Here is a 15,111-nt window from a genome sequence, read left to right as displayed (position 1 = left end):
CACGCTGATCAGGGCAGTATTACGGGCGGTGTGTCGTCAGCGGGTTGCCCGGTGGCCGTGTCGTTGCGCCTCAGTGCCACCTGTTCCTGCCAGCGCACCAAGAGGCCTTGAGGAGCCTCCTCGCGGGTGAGCGCAAAACTCAGGTGGTCAGCCCACTCTCCGGCGATGTGGAGATAGTTCCGGCGTAAGCCTTCATTCCTGAAACCGAGTTTCTCAACGACCCGAAGGCTTGCTGCATTCTCGGGACGGATATTGATTTCCATCCGGTGCAAACCCAGGCTCTGAAAACAGTAGTCAGTCGCCAAAGCCACGGCGGTCGGAGCGATACCACGCCCGGCACGCTCGCGGTCCACCCAATAGCCAAGCGTCGCGCTCATCGCTGACCCCCAGACAATTGTCGATACCGTCAGTTGGCCCACGATGGCTGTCGCCCGGAGATGGGCACTGCGTTCAGTAATCAGAAAGGGTAGCCCCGTTGCTCCCCGTGCCTGTTTTCTGAGCGACCTGACCATCTCCGGGTAGCTGGGGAGGTATCCGCCTGGCGCCGGGTTGGAGGCCTCCCATGGGGCAAGCCACTGGGCGTTGCGCTGTCGGACGGCCGACCATTCCTTCTTGTCCCGGAGACGCACTGGCCGGAGGACCAGATTGTCCGTCTCCAGAGTCACCGGCCAACTGAAGTGCCCGCTCACTTGCTCAGGCTAGCCGTCGAGGCTGTGGGTGAAGCTCTTCAGCCACGCCTGAAGGTCGGGTCCCAAGTCATCCCGTTCCGACGCGAGGGTGACCACGGCTTTGATGTAGCTCAGCTTGTCACCGGTGTCATAGCGTCGTCCGCGGAAGACTACGCCGTACACGCCCGATCCCTCCCCATCAGCTGACGCAAGGGTCTGCAGCGCATCGGTGAGCTGGATTTCCCCACCTCGCCCCGGTCCGGTTGTTTCCAGGACGTCGAAAACGCGTGGGTGCAGCACGTAGCGTCCGATGACGGCCAGGTTGGACGGCGCCTCATCGACGGCTGGCTTCTCGACCAGCTCACTGACCTGAACATAGTTTTCGCCGTCGATCGGAGAGATGTCAGCACACCCGTACGCGCTGATCTGGTCTGGATCAACCTCGATCAAGGCAATCACCGACCCGCCGGTCTTTTCCTGTACCTCGATCATGGTCTTCAGGAGGACATCCCGCTCGTCGATGAGGTCATCGCCGAGCAGGACGGCAAACGGCTCATTGCCTACGTGCAGCTTCGCCCGCAGCACAGCGTGTCCGAGACCCTTTGGGTCGCCCTGCCGGAGGTAGTGGATATCTCCTAGTTCCGATGGCCGACGGACCGCGGCGAGCTTCTCGTGATCGCCCTTTGCCTCGAGTGTCTGCTCGATGAATGGGACCCGGTCGAAATGGTCCTCGAGCGAGCGCTTGTTTCGACCGGTGATCATCAGGATGTCTGTCATCCCGGCGCTGACTGCCTCTTCGACCACGTACTGGATCGCTGGCTTGTCCACCACTGGGAGCATCTCTTTGGGCATCGCCTTAGTGGCGGGAAGAAAGCGCGTGCCAAGTCCCGCAGCGGGGATGACAGCCTTGTTCACTCGTGAAGTCATGGCACCACACTACATAACAGCAGTGCCCTTACAACGCCACAGCGGAATCCACACACCTTGGCGCGCTCAGCTTCGGTACAGTGTGCCGGTATGGGACCGATGTCGATTGCGGCGAGCAAAGAGGAAGCCAGGGCACACTTTCGCGCCCAACGGCAGGCAATGCCGCCGGCCGTGCGCGCCCGTGCGGCTGACGGACTGCGCACGCAGGTCCGACAGTGGCTGCGTGACCAGCGGGGACCGGCCGACGGCGAGTTGGTCGCCGCGTACCTGTCAATGGACCCTGAGCCCGGAACCACCGGACTCCTCGAGTCCCTCACCCGAGATGGGTACGAAGTAGTAGTACCCATCTGCGAGCCGGACTATCAACTGTCCTGGTGCAGGTGGCACACCGATAGTGAGCTGCGCCGGAGCGTCCGCGCGCCGTTGCTGGAACCCGTGGGACAGCGCTCCCACTTTTCGGAGCTCCTCGATCACCACGGAGCCTTCTCCCTTGTGCTGGTGCCGGGCCTCGCTGTTGATCGCAGCGGCACCCGCCTCGGCCAGGGTGGCGGCTACTATGACCGATTCCTTGCGCAGCTGCGGACAATAGTGCCGGACGTCCCAGCCGCCGCTTATGTCTATGACCATGAGCTGTTGCCGGGACTGTCTCTAGGGAGGACGGAGCTGGATATGCCGCAGACCGGAGTCTTCACCCCGTCCGCGTTCCACCTGCTCCATCCGGGCGGTGAGGCGGTGTAGACTTGGCACTCGGGACCCTAGAGTGCCAGTCGAACCGGCTTGGGTGATCAGGCCCCAAGAATAGAGCTTGTCCAGGAGGATTCCCTTTGCCTACATATGCCTACGCCTGCAAGACCTGCGACCACGCTTTCGACATCCACCAGGCTTTTTCTGATGACTCGCTCACCGTGTGCCCGGAATGCGAGGGGTCGCTGCGGAAGAAGTTCAACAGCGTAGGGGTTGTCTTCAAGGGATCAGGCTTCTACCGCAACGATTCCCGTGACAGCAAGAAGTCGGTTGACGTTGGCGCCAGCGGTTCAGCCGCGCCAGCCGGCACCAGCACTGAATCGTCAGCCGGTAGTTCCGGCCAGGGAGGCAGTTCCGCTCCTGCCAGTAAGGACACCGCCGCTGCCGCGAAGAAACCTGCAGCGACGCCAAAGACCACAGCGGCTGCAAGCTAGAGACTTCCCCTCCACCTCTTGCGGCCATGAGGCACCTTCTCCACATAGGCGCCTCCCATGTCCCAAGGCCCCCACTGCGGACCTAGCGTTGGTAAATGGTTTCCGCAACGAGCCCGCAGCAGCGCGCCAGACCCTCGCAGCGCGCCAGCCGCTTCCTGTTCCGTAACCGCAGGTTGTTGGCAGCTCTGTTGTTCTGCCTGGCCTCGGCGACGGCCGTCGAGGCGTTGATCCCGCCCGACCCAACCCGTGTCAACCTGGTAGCGGCCGCGATCGATCTGCCGGTCGGGACAGTCCTGACCGCCGAGAAGGTCATCATGACAGACCTGCCGCCAGAAGCGGCCCCCTCGAGATCGTTCGCTGACCTGAGGGAGGTACTCGGGGAGCAGCTTGCCACTCCCCTGGTTCGCGGGGACATCCTCACCGAGTCGTTCTTCGTCGGATCGGGGCTGCTCGCCGGGGCTCCCCCTGACACGGTAGCCGTGCCGGTGCGCCCGGCAGATCCCTCAACCGTCCAGCTCGTCTCACCGGGTCAGCATGTGGAGGTGGTCCTCAGCGCCGGGAACGGTTTCGACCAGCCGGCCAAGACAACTGTTCTCGCCAGGGGGCTGCCGGTGCTGTGGACGTCAGCGTCGTCGGGCGGCGGAGCCAGCGGATCCTGGCCGGGCGCCGTCGACAGCGACGGACTGGTGGTGGTCGCCGCAGATCCAGCCGACGCTGCAGCTCTGGCCGGGGCGTCCAGCAGCGGAAGTGTTCACCTTGTCCTCACCGGAGCACCGCCTTAGCACATCAGCTGAACACCACCACTGCTGTGCGCAGGGGTGGTGTTCATCCCCAAGGCAGTCAGTTCCAGTGCGGCGGACGCTGCTCTTTCAACCACGCCTCATGGGAGTCCTCAGTTTCGCCCCACGAGCCCGCCTCATCCTCGGCAGCGCGCTTCGGCAGCACACTCTCGGACGAGGAAGCTCCTGCGACCACTGGCTGCGCTGGCGCGTCCTTCAGATCCGGCTCAAGGCCCTGGCTGCCTGGTGAGCTCATGCCCGTCCTGCTCTGCGAGTCTGAATGTCGACCGCGCCCAGAAACCTCGGCGAGTCCAAGATAGCTACCGATCAAGTCGGCGCACCCGTTGGGGTCGGTGAACACCTCAATAGTCCACAGGGGCATGTAACGCCAGCCCATCCGTTCCAGCAGCTGGGGGCGGAGCCTGCTTCGCTCCCTGACTGTCATCGTCCGGTACCTGTCGGTCCCGTCCGATTCGATGGCCATCGGCGGTATCTGCGCTTCTGGGCCTGACTCGGCGCCCGCGGAAGCAGCGATAGCTGTGGTTCCAGGTCCGGCTGTGGCAACGATGTCGAGGACCCCGTCGTAATGATCCAGCACGTGCGCACCCCGATCGCGGAGTCGGTTCACCAGATCAGCTACCAGCGGATCGGTATTCGCCGTCGCCGATGGCACAACGGGCTGAGGCTCGGTCACCTGCTCCGGCGGTTGTTCTCCAAGCTCACGCTCGAGCAGGCCATAGAAATCGAGTGCCCCGTTATCCAGTCGGGTGGGGTCCAGATCGCTGGGCAGGAAGCAGGTCACCACGTGAAGCCGATGGCGCGCCCGTGTCATAGCAGTCACAAAACGGCCACGGCCATCGGGGCCGGACAACTGCCCAAAGTTGTGCAGGGCCCTGCCGTGGGGAGTGCGTCCGAACCCAAGGGAAAAGATCACGCAATCGCGGGTGAGCCCCGCCGCGCGTTCCACCGGGACCACACGGAATGACTCTCTTCCGGGAGCGAAGAAGTCGGCGGCCCAGGGTAGGTCAGCCATCCGCTGTCTGATGGCCTGACCCACGCGCCCGGCGTGCCGGGCACTGGCCGTTACCACTGCCAGTGAGCTGCTGGGCCGGCGGCGAATGTGTTCGAACACAAGATCCACTACCCTGCCAACCTCGGCGGCAACACTCTCCACGCCCGCCTGATCGGCGCTGGGCATCCCGGTTCCGTCGGGCAGATACTCGACAGTGAGTGCCCGTCCTGTGCTGGCGATTTCGGAGCCATGCGGCAGCCGCGAGAGCCGACCATCATAGAAAGCGTCGCTGAGGTAGCCGGTGAGGGCCTTATCGACGCCGCGATAGACCTCGTTCAACGAGATGGTCGGCAGGATGGCGGACAGAGCCCGGTAGGCACTGGTCAGCTGATCAGGTTCCTGCGGTAGCTCAGCCCCCGCCCCGACGCTGAAGCCCTGGGGGCCACCCAGGCGGTCATCCCCAAACGCGATGACCTGGGTCGCCCGCGCCAGGGCAGGAACAGCCGACTGCAGGGAAATCGAGTCCGCGTCGAGGACGATCACCGCGTCGAAGGTCCTGTCCACGGGTAACACCGTGGGCAGCATGAGCGGGCTGGCAGCCCAGACCGGCACAAGTGCCGTCACCAGGTCGTCATCCTGGGCACTGAGCCCCGCAAGATCGAGGGTTCCTGTCCGCAGGAGCTCCCGCAGCTGCTCTGCCTCTGCCGGGTGCGCGGCGAGCGCTGAGCGCCACCGCTCAGCCAGGGCAAACCGGAGCCTGCCCGGGCCGGATGCGATGTGGGCGTTGTCAGCCAGACGGTAGTCAGCCTCCAACCGCCGCAGGCTTCCGCCGTCGGACATGGCAAGATAATCGTCACCGCTGATCATCGCGTCGAGGGCCGACTGCCACCAGGCGAGTTCAAGTTCGGCGCCCACTTGTCGCGGACTCACTTCGCGGCGGGCCAGGTCATCGAGGAGTTCGCCCAGCCCGTGCTCCCGCATCTCGTCGAGCAAGAGGGTGCGTTCCGGCAGGGTAGCGAGGGTCTGCTTGTCTCTGGCGAGCTCGGCCAAACGGTTGCCGAGCTCCTCCAATGGCATGGCAGCAAGGTCTACCTGGCGCGGTGTGCTGGCGAGGACCTGAGTGAGTTCGTTCAGCTCCCGCCCGATCTTGTGGTGGAAGCTATTGATCTCGGCGAGACCGGTGGGCACTGAGGGGTGGCGTTCGGTGGTCGCGTACTGGGTCCACAGCGTCCGCTGTTGCTGCACTTCCGCCAGGGAGGTGTGCAGGTCGGCGATATGAACCCCCGGGCGCACATACTCCTTGGCTACCCTGCGCAGTCGCGAACGGGTCATCGAGCTCATCTCGATTGCCCGTTCCCGGCGCCAGGAGGCTGAAGCGGTGGCAGTGATCAGGTCAGTGACCGGCCGGTCGAAAATATCAGGCGTGAACTTGTCAAGACTTGCCCGGACTGCGGCAAGGAGTTCCAGTTGCTCTCCCCACTCAGAGAACGAGCCCCCGAGACTGATCTGGGAATGCTCGGCCACCCGCAGCACTTTTTCACGCAGGAGCGGGATATCCCGGGCCAGACCGACGGCCAGCTCGTGAGCGTGCTCGGTTTCCTTGCGGTTCAGCAGCTTCGCGCCGTACCAGGGACTCTCGACGGCTGAAGCGCTGAAGCTGCCCAGCTCGGCTGCCCTGCGGAGCCGCCCAGTGAGTTCAGCGCGGTCGGGGATGTTGTCCATTACGCTGCGCAACAGACGCACAGTTGTCGCAGGCGCGGGGTTCAGCGAGGTGAGGTCAGCGAGGGACTGCATGGCCTGGTAGGGAGAGCAGCCCCAGCGGCTTCGGACGTTGTGCAGGGACTTCACATGGTCCTGCAGCTGATGGCGGTGGTCGACAAGCGTCTGGTGCAGGCCGGCCAGCTCGGGCCGGGTTGCTTTCTCGTTCCGCACGATAGCGCGGATCAGTTGATCCTTGAGCTGTTGTTCGTTGATGTTGGCATTGAGCTGCAGCATCAGGGAGCCAAGGTTGAGCGAGTCGAGTTCCCGCACCATCTCGTTGAGGGTGCCGCGGCGCTCCGCTACCACCAGCACGCTCTTGCCCTGTTCGGTGAGCGCTGCGACAGCGTTCAGCGCCGTCTGGGTTTGGCCTGATCCCGGGGGGGCTGACACAACAAGTGAGTGTCCCTGAGCAATCTGGTCCAGAACCAGTTGCTGGGAGGAATCAGCATCTTTGATCAACAGCTCATCAGCTGGGAGCCGGTCGTCAACTGGCGTTCCGGGGTCGAGAGTCTGGGTTGCTGCGGGCGCCGATTGTCCATCTTTTGCGGCATTCATCAGAGCGGCCAGCACTGGGTGATCCGCCCGGATCGCCGGATCGTCGGCGACGTCGGCGAGATCGGCGAAGGTGGAGACCAGAAGATGATGCTCTATCGCCATCCCCCGGACACCGTCAGTCAGCGCGCGGAGCCGATCCAGTACCGGCAGCGGATCAAACCTGGCCGTGCCGTACGCGAGTTTGGCGACAGCTCCGGCGTCGATCGCCACGCCTTGCGCGGAGCGCAAGTGGCGGACCAGGGCAGGATTCAGGCGTGCGTGCTCGGTGAGCTGCAGTTCATAGTCGTCCTGTGACGCGTGCACAGTCAGGGACACTGCCGTCAGGAGCACTGGCGCGGTGAGCGATTCGGGCCGCCCATCATCGTCAACGCTGCGCCAGGCGGCGGTGCCAGCGGCCAAGTAGCCGACGTCGATCCCTCGTTCGGTGCCGAGTTCGTAGATTTTTGCTCGGAGTACCCGGGCCGCCTTCATGGCCGCCGCGTACTGGCCCGGGTCGCGGAGGAGTGTGGACAGGCGGGTGCGGCGGCCGGCGAGGAGCTGGGCCAGACCCGAGGGGTGGGCATGGGTGAGATCGATAATGTTGGTAGAGGCCGGCGAAAAGTGGAGCAGGGTGTCTGTGCCCGCGTGAGCACCAAGCTGCTTGAGCCACGGCAGCAGAAAGTTCCCAGCGGAGTCCCCGGGATCCTGCACTGACACGATGGTCTCCTTTTCTGCGGTTATTTTCGACACTCTCGACCAGATGGGCATGTCTTCCAAGCTATCCGACAAGGGACCTTCGGGTGCTCCCGCAACACCGGGAACAGGTAAATACCCGTTCCCGTCCGATGGTCGGTTACTCCCACTCGATGGTGCCGGGAGGCTTGCTGGTGATGTCCAGCACCACCCGGTTTACTTCCTCGACCTCGTTGGTGATCCGGTTCGAAATCCGGGCCAGCAGGTCAAACGGCAGCCGCGACCAGTCGGCCGTCATTGCGTCTTCACTCGATACTGGGCGCAGCACAATCGGATGGCCGTAGGTGCGGCCATCACCCTGGACCCCGACACTGCGGACATCCGCGAGCAGGACCACTGGCATCTGCCAGACTTCGTCGTCCAGTCCTGCGGCGGTCAGCTCTGCTCGCGCGATGGCATCAGCGCGGCGCAGCAGGTCCAACCGCTCCTGAGTGATGTCGCCGACAATCCTGATTCCCAGACCGGGGCCGGGGAAGGGCTGACGGCCAACAATTTCGGCGGGGAGCCCCAGCTGCGCTCCAACCGCACGGACCTCGTCCTTGAACAATGCACGGAGGGGCTCCACCAGTTCAAACTGCAGATCCTCGGGAAGGCCTCCCACATTGTGATGGCTTTTGATGTTCGCAGCACCTTCGCCACCACCGGATTCGACGACGTCCGGGTAGAGCGTCCCCTGCACCAGAAACCTGATCTTCTCCCCGTGGGCTTGTGCTTGGGCGATGATCGCCCGTTCGGCTTCCTCGAACGCGCGGATGAACTCGCGGCCGATAATCTTTCGCTTGGTCTCCGGGTCGCTGACTCCAGCGAGCGCGTCGAGGAAACGCTTCTGTTCGTTGGCAACATACAGGTTAACCCCGGTTGCTGCGACGAAGTCGCGCTCCACCTGCTCAGCTTCGCCCTCGCGCAGGAGTCCATGGTCAACGAAGACACAGGTGAGCTGGTCCCCCACTGCGCGCTGCACCAGCGCGGCGGCGACCGCCGAGTCCACACCGCCCGAGAGCCCGCAGATCACACGTGCGTCACCAACCTGCGCACGGATGCGTTCGACCTGCTCCTCGACGATGTTGCCGGTGGTCCAATTGGCGTCAAGGCGGGCTCCCTTGAACAGAAAGTTCTCCAGGACTTGCTGTCCATGGCCAGAGTGCTTCACCTCGGGGTGCCACTGCACTCCATAGAGACGGCGGTCTTCGTCGGCGAACGCGGCAACCGGTGCGCCCGCTGTGCTCGCCAGTACCTCAAACCCGGCCGGTGCTGCCTGCACACTGTCTCCGTGGCTCATCCACGCGTTCTGGTGCTCCGGGACGCCGTCAAGTAGTGATCCACTGTCGCCCGTCGCGACGACGTCAGTTGAGCCGTACTCCCTGAGCCCGGTCTTGGCGACTGTCCCACCGAGCGCTGAGGCCATCGCCTGGAAGCCGTAGCAGATACCCAGAACCGGCACGCCAGCTGAGAACAGGTCAGGGTCCACCCGCGGGGCCCCCTCAGCGTAGACGCTTGACGGTCCGCCGGACAGGATGATCGCTACCGGATTCTTGGCCAGCAAGTCAGCTGTGGTAAGAGTGTGCGGCACTACTTCTGAATACACATCTGCGTCGCGGACACGGCGGGCAATGAGCTGGGCGTATTGGGCACCGTAGTCCACCACCAGCACTGGCCGGTGGCCTGTCTCGGAGCTCCCCTCGACTGAGGCAGTGGTGGAGTCGGCTTGGCCTGAAATTCCGGGTCCGGGTGCGGGAATAGTCACCCCCCAACAATAGTCGCCGCAGGCACCCGACCGCACATTAGGACCAGCTGAGGGCCGCTAGTACCTCGAGGCCGCCTCGGGGTGGGCAGCGAGTTCGCTCTCCACCTGCCGGTGGATCCGGCGTTCAACGATAAAGGACAGCAACGGCACCACTCCTCCCAGTGCCATGACCAGGAACTGCTTGAACGGCCAGCGCATCATTTGCCACAACCGGAAGTCGGCGATCAGATACACCACATACATCCACCCATGGACGATCAAGACAGTGGTGGAGAAATTGAATCCCTCTGCGGTGTCCGAGAAGTCCTTATCCGTCAGCGATAGCAGCCCCTCGGGTCCCCCGATCATAATGTGGGAGTGCATGCCGTAGGCGGCAATCATTTCCACCACCACCAGGAGCAGCATGAACCCTGTGGCGTACGCCAGCACCTTGTAGAACGTCACCGCCGAGAGGATCTGGGCGTGGGTGCCACCGAACCGCCGTCTGGTTTTCTTCGCGGCACCAGGGGCGCCGGCGGCTGGTTTGTTGACATCTGGCGTGCTCACTGTCGTACCTCATTCGTAGTTGTTTCGGGCTGGGGAGAGTCAGCATCGTCGGCATCAGCATCTTCTGCGCCTTCTGCATCTTCTGCATCTTCTGCATCTTCTGCATCTTCAAGCGAACGCCGGTGATCGTCGGCAACCAGGCGCCACCACAGGAAGAAGGCGAATCCTGCGAAGACAAACCATTCGATTGCGTAAAAGATGTTCAGCCAGTTCAGTGGGGTGTCCTGCGGCTGGGGCCCCACGGTGACGACCTCCAACGGGGCCTGAGGGACAAGCTCGGCACCGTCGGCCGTGGTCGAGGATGACACGATAAAGCCCGCATAGATCGGGCTGTCCCAGCGATTGGTGAGGTCCGACGTCGCCAGCGTCGGGATCTGACCCTCCACCGGGCGTTCGGCCAAAGGACCCTCTGAAGGCAGCAGGCGCCCCACCACAACCGCCGGCCCCACCGGTTCGGGGACTTCGGCAGCTGCTGCCGGATCAGGAACCCAGCCGTGCACTACCGGGATGACCGTCGGGACGTCGGACCCCGGTGGCACCTCGCCGCCGTCGACGGCGAAAGCTGATAGGAGCCAGAACCCCTGCCTATCATTCTGGAGCCGATCCTTGACCAACACGGCGGTATCCGCCAGAAATTCGCCGTCCATGGTGATCATTTGGTCTGCAATCGGCGCAGTCATCGGAACGCCCGGGCTGAACACGTCAGTCAGCGGTCGCACCCTCTCGGTGCTGCTCGGCGGCGGCGGTGCGTCGTCCTGCGAGCTGGAAAACTGCCATTGGCTCAAGAGCACAAAGACTGCCGCAATCACCATGGCGAGGATCAGTGAGAGGATCCAACGGGGTTTAAGCGCGGTTTTGAGCACCCCTTAACGGTACTTCGTCACGGTGTAGAAAACCGAATGCCCGTTTGAGCCGCCCGCGTCAGGACCCGGCATGGACCAGTGATTGGGAGTTGTCTATCACTTTGCCCTGAAGGGGCTAGGATGGTTGATCGTGCGCGCGTATCCCTATCCCGACCCCGGCCCCCCAGACCTCCGATCACCTTCCCGGTATCTACTCTGGCTGGCATCGAAGCAAAAGGCGACGCTGTTGGCCGGTGTGCTCTTCGGCACCGTCTGGATGGTCGCCCAGGCAGTGATGCCCTACGTGCTGGGACGGGCCATCGACGAAGGGGTGGTAGGCGGAGACTTTGACCGCCTCTTTTTGTGGGTGGGCGTCCTGATCGGCCTGACTGTCCTTCAGGCAGGTGCAGGCACGCTGGAACACCGCACGGCGATCAGCGGCTGGCTGCAGGCGGCTTTCCACTCCATCCGCCTGATCGGATACAAGGTGACACGCACCGGTGACGCACTCCCACGGAAGCTCTCCACCGGCGAGGTGGTGTCCACTGCGGCATCTGATGCCACCCGGCTCGGGGAAATTTACGCGGTGTCGGCCCGCCTGGCCGGCTCGATCGTTGCGTGGCTGGTGGTGTGCGTGTTGATCGCCCAGACGTCGCTGCTGCTCGGCATTATTGTCCTGGTCGGTGTGCCGGCCTGTTGCGCCCTGCTCCTCTTCGTGGTACGCCCCTTGCAGGCGCGTCAACGTGAGCAACGGGAAGCGTCAGGAAAGATGACAGCGGTGGGGGCAGACACGGTCGCCGGGCTTCGTGTACTCAGGGGAATCGGCGGCGAGCACATCTTTGTGAACCGCTACCGTGAACGGTCCGCCACAACCCGGGACTCGGGCATCCGGGTGGCCTACTCCCTGGCAGACCTTGAGGCTTCGCAGGTGTTCATTGCCGGCGCCTTCAGCGTGCTGTTTACCTGGGTCGGCGCGAACCTTGCCCTCTCCGGAGACATCGAGCCCGGCCAGCTGGTGGCGCTGTATGGGTACTCGATCTTTCTGATGACCCCGATTCGGGCAGCAGCTGACAGCGTGGCCCGGTTCATCAGGGCGCACGTCGGGGCACGCAAAATCATAGCTGTCCTTGTCGTTGAGCCTGACGTTTCCGATCAGGGCTCGACGGCGCCCGCCCCACCCCCCGGGTCAGTCCTGCACGATGCTCGCACCGGCACCCTCATCCACCCGGGCCGGATGACAGCTGTGGTGTCAGTGGACACCGCCGCTTCGGCCGAGCTGGCAACGAGGCTGGGACGCTTCGAGGACGAGGTTCTCGACCAGGCCGAAGTCCGCTGGGGGCCCGTTCCGTTACACAACATCGCGCTCGCGGATATTCGCCGTCGAATTGTGGTCAGCGAAGCGAACCCGCAGTTGTTCACCGGCTCACTGCGCTCTCAGCTGGACCCTCAGTCGACCCATGATGACTCACTGATACTCGCCGCCCTCGACGCGTCAAGCGCCCTGGACATCCTGGACGGCGTCGACGACGGTCTCGATCACGAGGTGACTGAGCGCGGCCGCGGCTTCTCCGGCGGGCAACGCCAGCGGCTGGTCCTCGCCCGGGCTCTCCTGACCGAGGCCGAAACCCTGGTGCTGATAGAACCGACCAGCGCCGTGGACGCCCATACCGAATCCAGGATCGCTACCCGCCTGAAAGGCATGCGAGGAGGAAGTGATCAGACGACCGTGGTGGTCACCGCCAGTCCCCTGATGCTGGGCGTCATGGATCACGTTGTCTATCTCGAGGATGGCCAGGTGGTAGCCGAAGGCACCCACCAGGATCTGCTGTCCAGCCAACCCGCCTACCGAAACGTGGTTATCCGAAGTGAGTGAAACAACTGTCGGCACCGACACCTCCGGGAAGCTCCCGGTCGCTGAGCCGTCGCAGGTGCGCGCCGAGGCTTCTCAGCTGATCAGGCACCACCGCGGCGGACTGTCACGGGTCGTCGCCCTCTATGTTGGTTCGGCGATAGCAGGTCTGGTGGGCCCGGTATTGCTCGGGCGCGTGGTGGACGCCGTCGTCGAGGGAACAACCTCCGACTACATAGCGACAGTTTCCCTCATCATGCTCGCGTTCCTGATCGTTCAGGCACTCCTCCGCCGCCTGGCGGTCCGCGCCGGAATGGTCTTCGGTGAAACGGTCTTCGCCGAACTGCGCGAAGACTTCATGGAACGGGTCACCTCCCTGCCGCTGTCCACAGTGGAGAAGGCAGGCACCGGGGATCTGGTCTCACGTACCACCAACGACGTCGACGCCGTCTCGCATACCGTGCGGTTCGGCGTACCGCAGGTGGTCGTGTCGCTTGTGACCATCCTGCTGACCATCGGCGCCGCAGTCATCACCTCGCCGGTGCTGGCTTTGGCGCTACTGGTGGGCCTTCCCGTCCTCTATCCAGTGACCCGGTGGTACCTCAAGCGGAGCTCGGCTGGCTACCAGAAGGAGCGGGAGACCTACGCCGTCGTCAACGGTTCGATCACCGAGACCATCGAGGGCGCCCGGACTGTCGACGCCCTCGGACTCGGCGCGCTGCGCCGTGATCGTATCGATGGAGCGTTGAGCGGCAGTTACCGGGCCGAGCGGTACACCCTCTGGCTCCGCACCATTCTCTTCCCGGCAGCCGACTTCGCCTTCTGGCTGCCCGTGGCGGGAGTGCTCCTGTGGGGTGGCTGGCTGGCATCGCAAGACGTCGTCACACCGGGAGTGGTTGCAACAGTGGCCTTGTTTGCTGTGCGACTCATCGACCCAGTGGATCTGCTGATCATGTGGACTGACGAGATCCAGGTGGGCGCGGCATCGCTGGCGCGCATCGTCGGCATCAAAGAGGTCAAGCCGGATCGGCAGGCGACCGACCATGAGCCGTTGAACGACGACATTCTGGTGTCCACGGCACGGTACGCCTACCGCCCCGGTCACGATGTTCTGCACGGCGTCGATCTTGAGCTGCGCCGCGGGGAGCGACTGGCAATGGTCGGCCCATCCGGCGCCGGCAAATCGACGCTTGGACGGCTCATCGCTGGAATTCATCCACCCACCGCGGGCTCGGTCACTGTCGGTGGGGTACCACTGGTCGACCGTCCGCTCAACGCCCTGCGCCGTGAAGTGGCCCTGGTCACTCAGGAACACCACGTGTTCGTCGGCTCGTTGGCTGACAATATCCGGCTGGGCAAGGATGATGCGACTGAGGCAGAGTTGAAGCAGGCACTCGACGACGTCGGCGCTCTAGGCTGGGCCCACGCTTTGCCGCTTGGCCTTGAGACCGAGGTCGGATCGGGTGCCCACGAGCTGACACCAGCCCAGGCGCAGGAGCTCGCGCTGGCGCGGCTGGTCCTCGCTGACCCGCACACCCTGGTGCTGGATGAGGCGACATCGCTCATCGATCCGCAAGCCGCACGTGATCTGGAACGCTCACTCAATGCGGTTCTGGAGGGGCGCACGGTAGTTGCTATTGCCCACCGACTGCATACCGCCCACGACGCCGACCGGGTAGCCGTGGTTGAGAACGGCAACATTACGGAGCTCGGCTCCCACGACGAACTGCTCGCTCTGGACGGCTCCTATGCGGCGCTGTGGAGGTCCTGGCGCTCCGAATACTGATTGGCGAAGAGCCGAACTCTGGTCAATCAGTGATCGAGAACAAGCTCTGGTGGTGAGCAATCCGGACCGCCGAGGTCAACCTGAACCGTTGGGAGGGATAGGCGTAGCTTGCCCACCGATGTCAAGTTACTCATCGACCCGGCGACGGCGTGCTGGCGCCGACGGCAGCGGGTGTCCCCGACGATAACGGGCCTCCCTCACCGACGAGGGGCATCAGTGGTCGAAAAACACCAGTGTCGAGTTGATCAGCTCGGCAATCACCTCGGTGTCGTGGGCACGCCTGAGAGATTCCCTGAAATTTTCCTTGAACAGGGAACGCGCCAGGGTGGCCAGCACCTCAAGGTGCTCGGAGAAAGACTGCGACGGGGTGGCGATCAGCAGGACAAGGGTCGCCGGCCCGTCGACCGCGCCGAAGTCAAGACTGTGACCGTACTTCGTGACACCCACCGCAATGCTGGTCTGGGTGACATACTCGCTGCGCGCATGCGGCAACCCGACCCCGCCGGGCAAACCCGTGGCCATTTGGTGTTCGCGTGAATTGACCTGTGCCAGAAATCCATCGAGTTGCGAGATCCGCCCGTTCTCGAACAGCTTCCCGGCAAGCTGTGCCGCAGCCTCTTCCTTACTATCGGCTACCATCTCAAGAATCACCAGTTCAGGTGTCGTCAGAATGGCATCGTGCAATTCCATGGAACGCTCGGTCACGGTAGACCTCTCGCGGGTTGCGTTGGA

The 15,111-nt window shown here is 63.7% G+C and carries 12 protein-coding genes; 5 read left to right on the top strand and 7 right to left on the bottom strand.

All coding sequences use genetic code 11. The features are described 5' to 3' along the window. Positions 1-8: 8 nt before the first annotated feature. On the bottom strand, positions 9-689 hold the full coding sequence (locus Y703_RS0105530) for a GNAT family N-acetyltransferase (RefSeq protein WP_026551915.1): 681 nt from the start codon (positions 687-689) through the stop codon (positions 9-11). A gap of 9 nt (positions 690-698) precedes the next feature. Then, a complete protein-coding gene (gene galU / locus Y703_RS0105525; protein ID WP_026551914.1) occupies positions 699-1,595 on the bottom strand; it encodes a UTP--glucose-1-phosphate uridylyltransferase GalU in 897 nt (298 codons plus the stop codon). Between the two features lie 90 nt (positions 1,596-1,685). Here galU and Y703_RS18160 point away from each other — a divergent pair, with 90 nt between their 5' ends. From Y703_RS18160 to cpaB, 3 genes are all read left to right on the top strand, one after another. Further along, complete coding sequence (locus Y703_RS18160) at positions 1,686-2,333, top strand: 5-formyltetrahydrofolate cyclo-ligase (RefSeq protein ID WP_081743406.1); 648 nt, start codon at positions 1,686-1,688, stop codon at positions 2,331-2,333. An 86-nt stretch (positions 2,334-2,419) separates the two neighbouring features. Further along, complete coding sequence (locus Y703_RS0105515) at positions 2,420-2,773, top strand: FmdB family zinc ribbon protein (protein ID WP_026551913.1); 354 nt, start codon at positions 2,420-2,422, stop codon at positions 2,771-2,773. A 95-nt stretch (positions 2,774-2,868) separates the two neighbouring features. After that, positions 2,869-3,555, top strand: a complete 687-nt coding sequence (gene cpaB, locus Y703_RS0105510) for a Flp pilus assembly protein CpaB (RefSeq protein ID WP_051427333.1) — start codon at positions 2,869-2,871, stop codon at positions 3,553-3,555. A 58-nt stretch (positions 3,556-3,613) separates the two neighbouring features. On the opposite strand, the gene Y703_RS0105505 is transcribed toward cpaB, so the two are convergent. The 4 genes from Y703_RS0105505 to Y703_RS0105490 all read right to left on the bottom strand — a co-directional run bounded on the left by Y703_RS0105505 (position 3,614) and on the right by Y703_RS0105490 (position 10,765). After that, entirely contained in the window at positions 3,614-7,627 is a 4,014-nt protein-coding gene (locus Y703_RS0105505) for a DUF4011 domain-containing protein (RefSeq protein WP_026551911.1), read from the bottom strand. Positions 7,628-7,712: 85 nt separating this feature from the next. Continuing rightward, positions 7,713-9,263: a glutamine-hydrolyzing GMP synthase gene (gene guaA, locus Y703_RS0105500; protein WP_026551910.1), complete on the bottom strand. Its 1,551-nt coding sequence runs from the start codon at positions 9,261-9,263 to the stop codon at positions 7,713-7,715. Positions 9,264-9,413: 150 nt separating this feature from the next. Then, on the bottom strand, positions 9,414-9,902 hold the full coding sequence (locus Y703_RS0105495; RefSeq protein WP_026551909.1) for a DUF3817 domain-containing protein: 489 nt from the start codon (positions 9,900-9,902) through the stop codon (positions 9,414-9,416). Beyond that, a complete protein-coding gene (locus Y703_RS0105490) occupies positions 9,899-10,765 on the bottom strand; it encodes an SURF1 family protein (RefSeq protein ID WP_026551908.1) in 867 nt (288 codons plus the stop codon). The genes Y703_RS0105495 and Y703_RS0105490 overlap by 4 nt, the downstream gene beginning before the upstream one ends. A 130-nt stretch (positions 10,766-10,895) precedes the next feature. Between Y703_RS0105490 and Y703_RS0105485 the strand changes: the two genes are divergently transcribed. Both Y703_RS0105485 and Y703_RS0105480 read left to right on the top strand, forming a co-directional pair. Beyond that, positions 10,896-12,617, top strand: a complete 1,722-nt coding sequence (locus tag Y703_RS0105485; protein WP_026551907.1) for an ABC transporter ATP-binding protein — start codon at positions 10,896-10,898, stop codon at positions 12,615-12,617. Next, positions 12,610-14,379 (top strand): ABC transporter ATP-binding protein, encoded by a 1,770-nt coding sequence (locus tag Y703_RS0105480; protein WP_051427332.1) that lies wholly within the window; start codon positions 12,610-12,612, stop codon positions 14,377-14,379. Before Y703_RS0105485 ends, Y703_RS0105480 begins: the two co-directional genes overlap by 8 nt. A 213-nt stretch (positions 14,380-14,592) precedes the next feature. On the opposite strand, the gene Y703_RS0105475 is transcribed toward Y703_RS0105480, so the two are convergent. Beyond that, entirely contained in the window at positions 14,593-15,069 is a 477-nt protein-coding gene (locus Y703_RS0105475) for a PTS sugar transporter subunit IIA (protein WP_035763976.1), read from the bottom strand. Positions 15,070-15,111 lie beyond the last annotated feature (42 nt).

The sequence above is a fragment of the Arthrobacter sp. H20 genome, from assembly GCF_000520515.1.
GTDB lineage: Bacteria > Actinomycetota > Actinomycetes > Actinomycetales > Micrococcaceae > Arthrobacter_D.
Note: the sequence above shows the minus strand (reverse complement) of the source record. Positions and strands in the feature narration are given on the sequence as shown.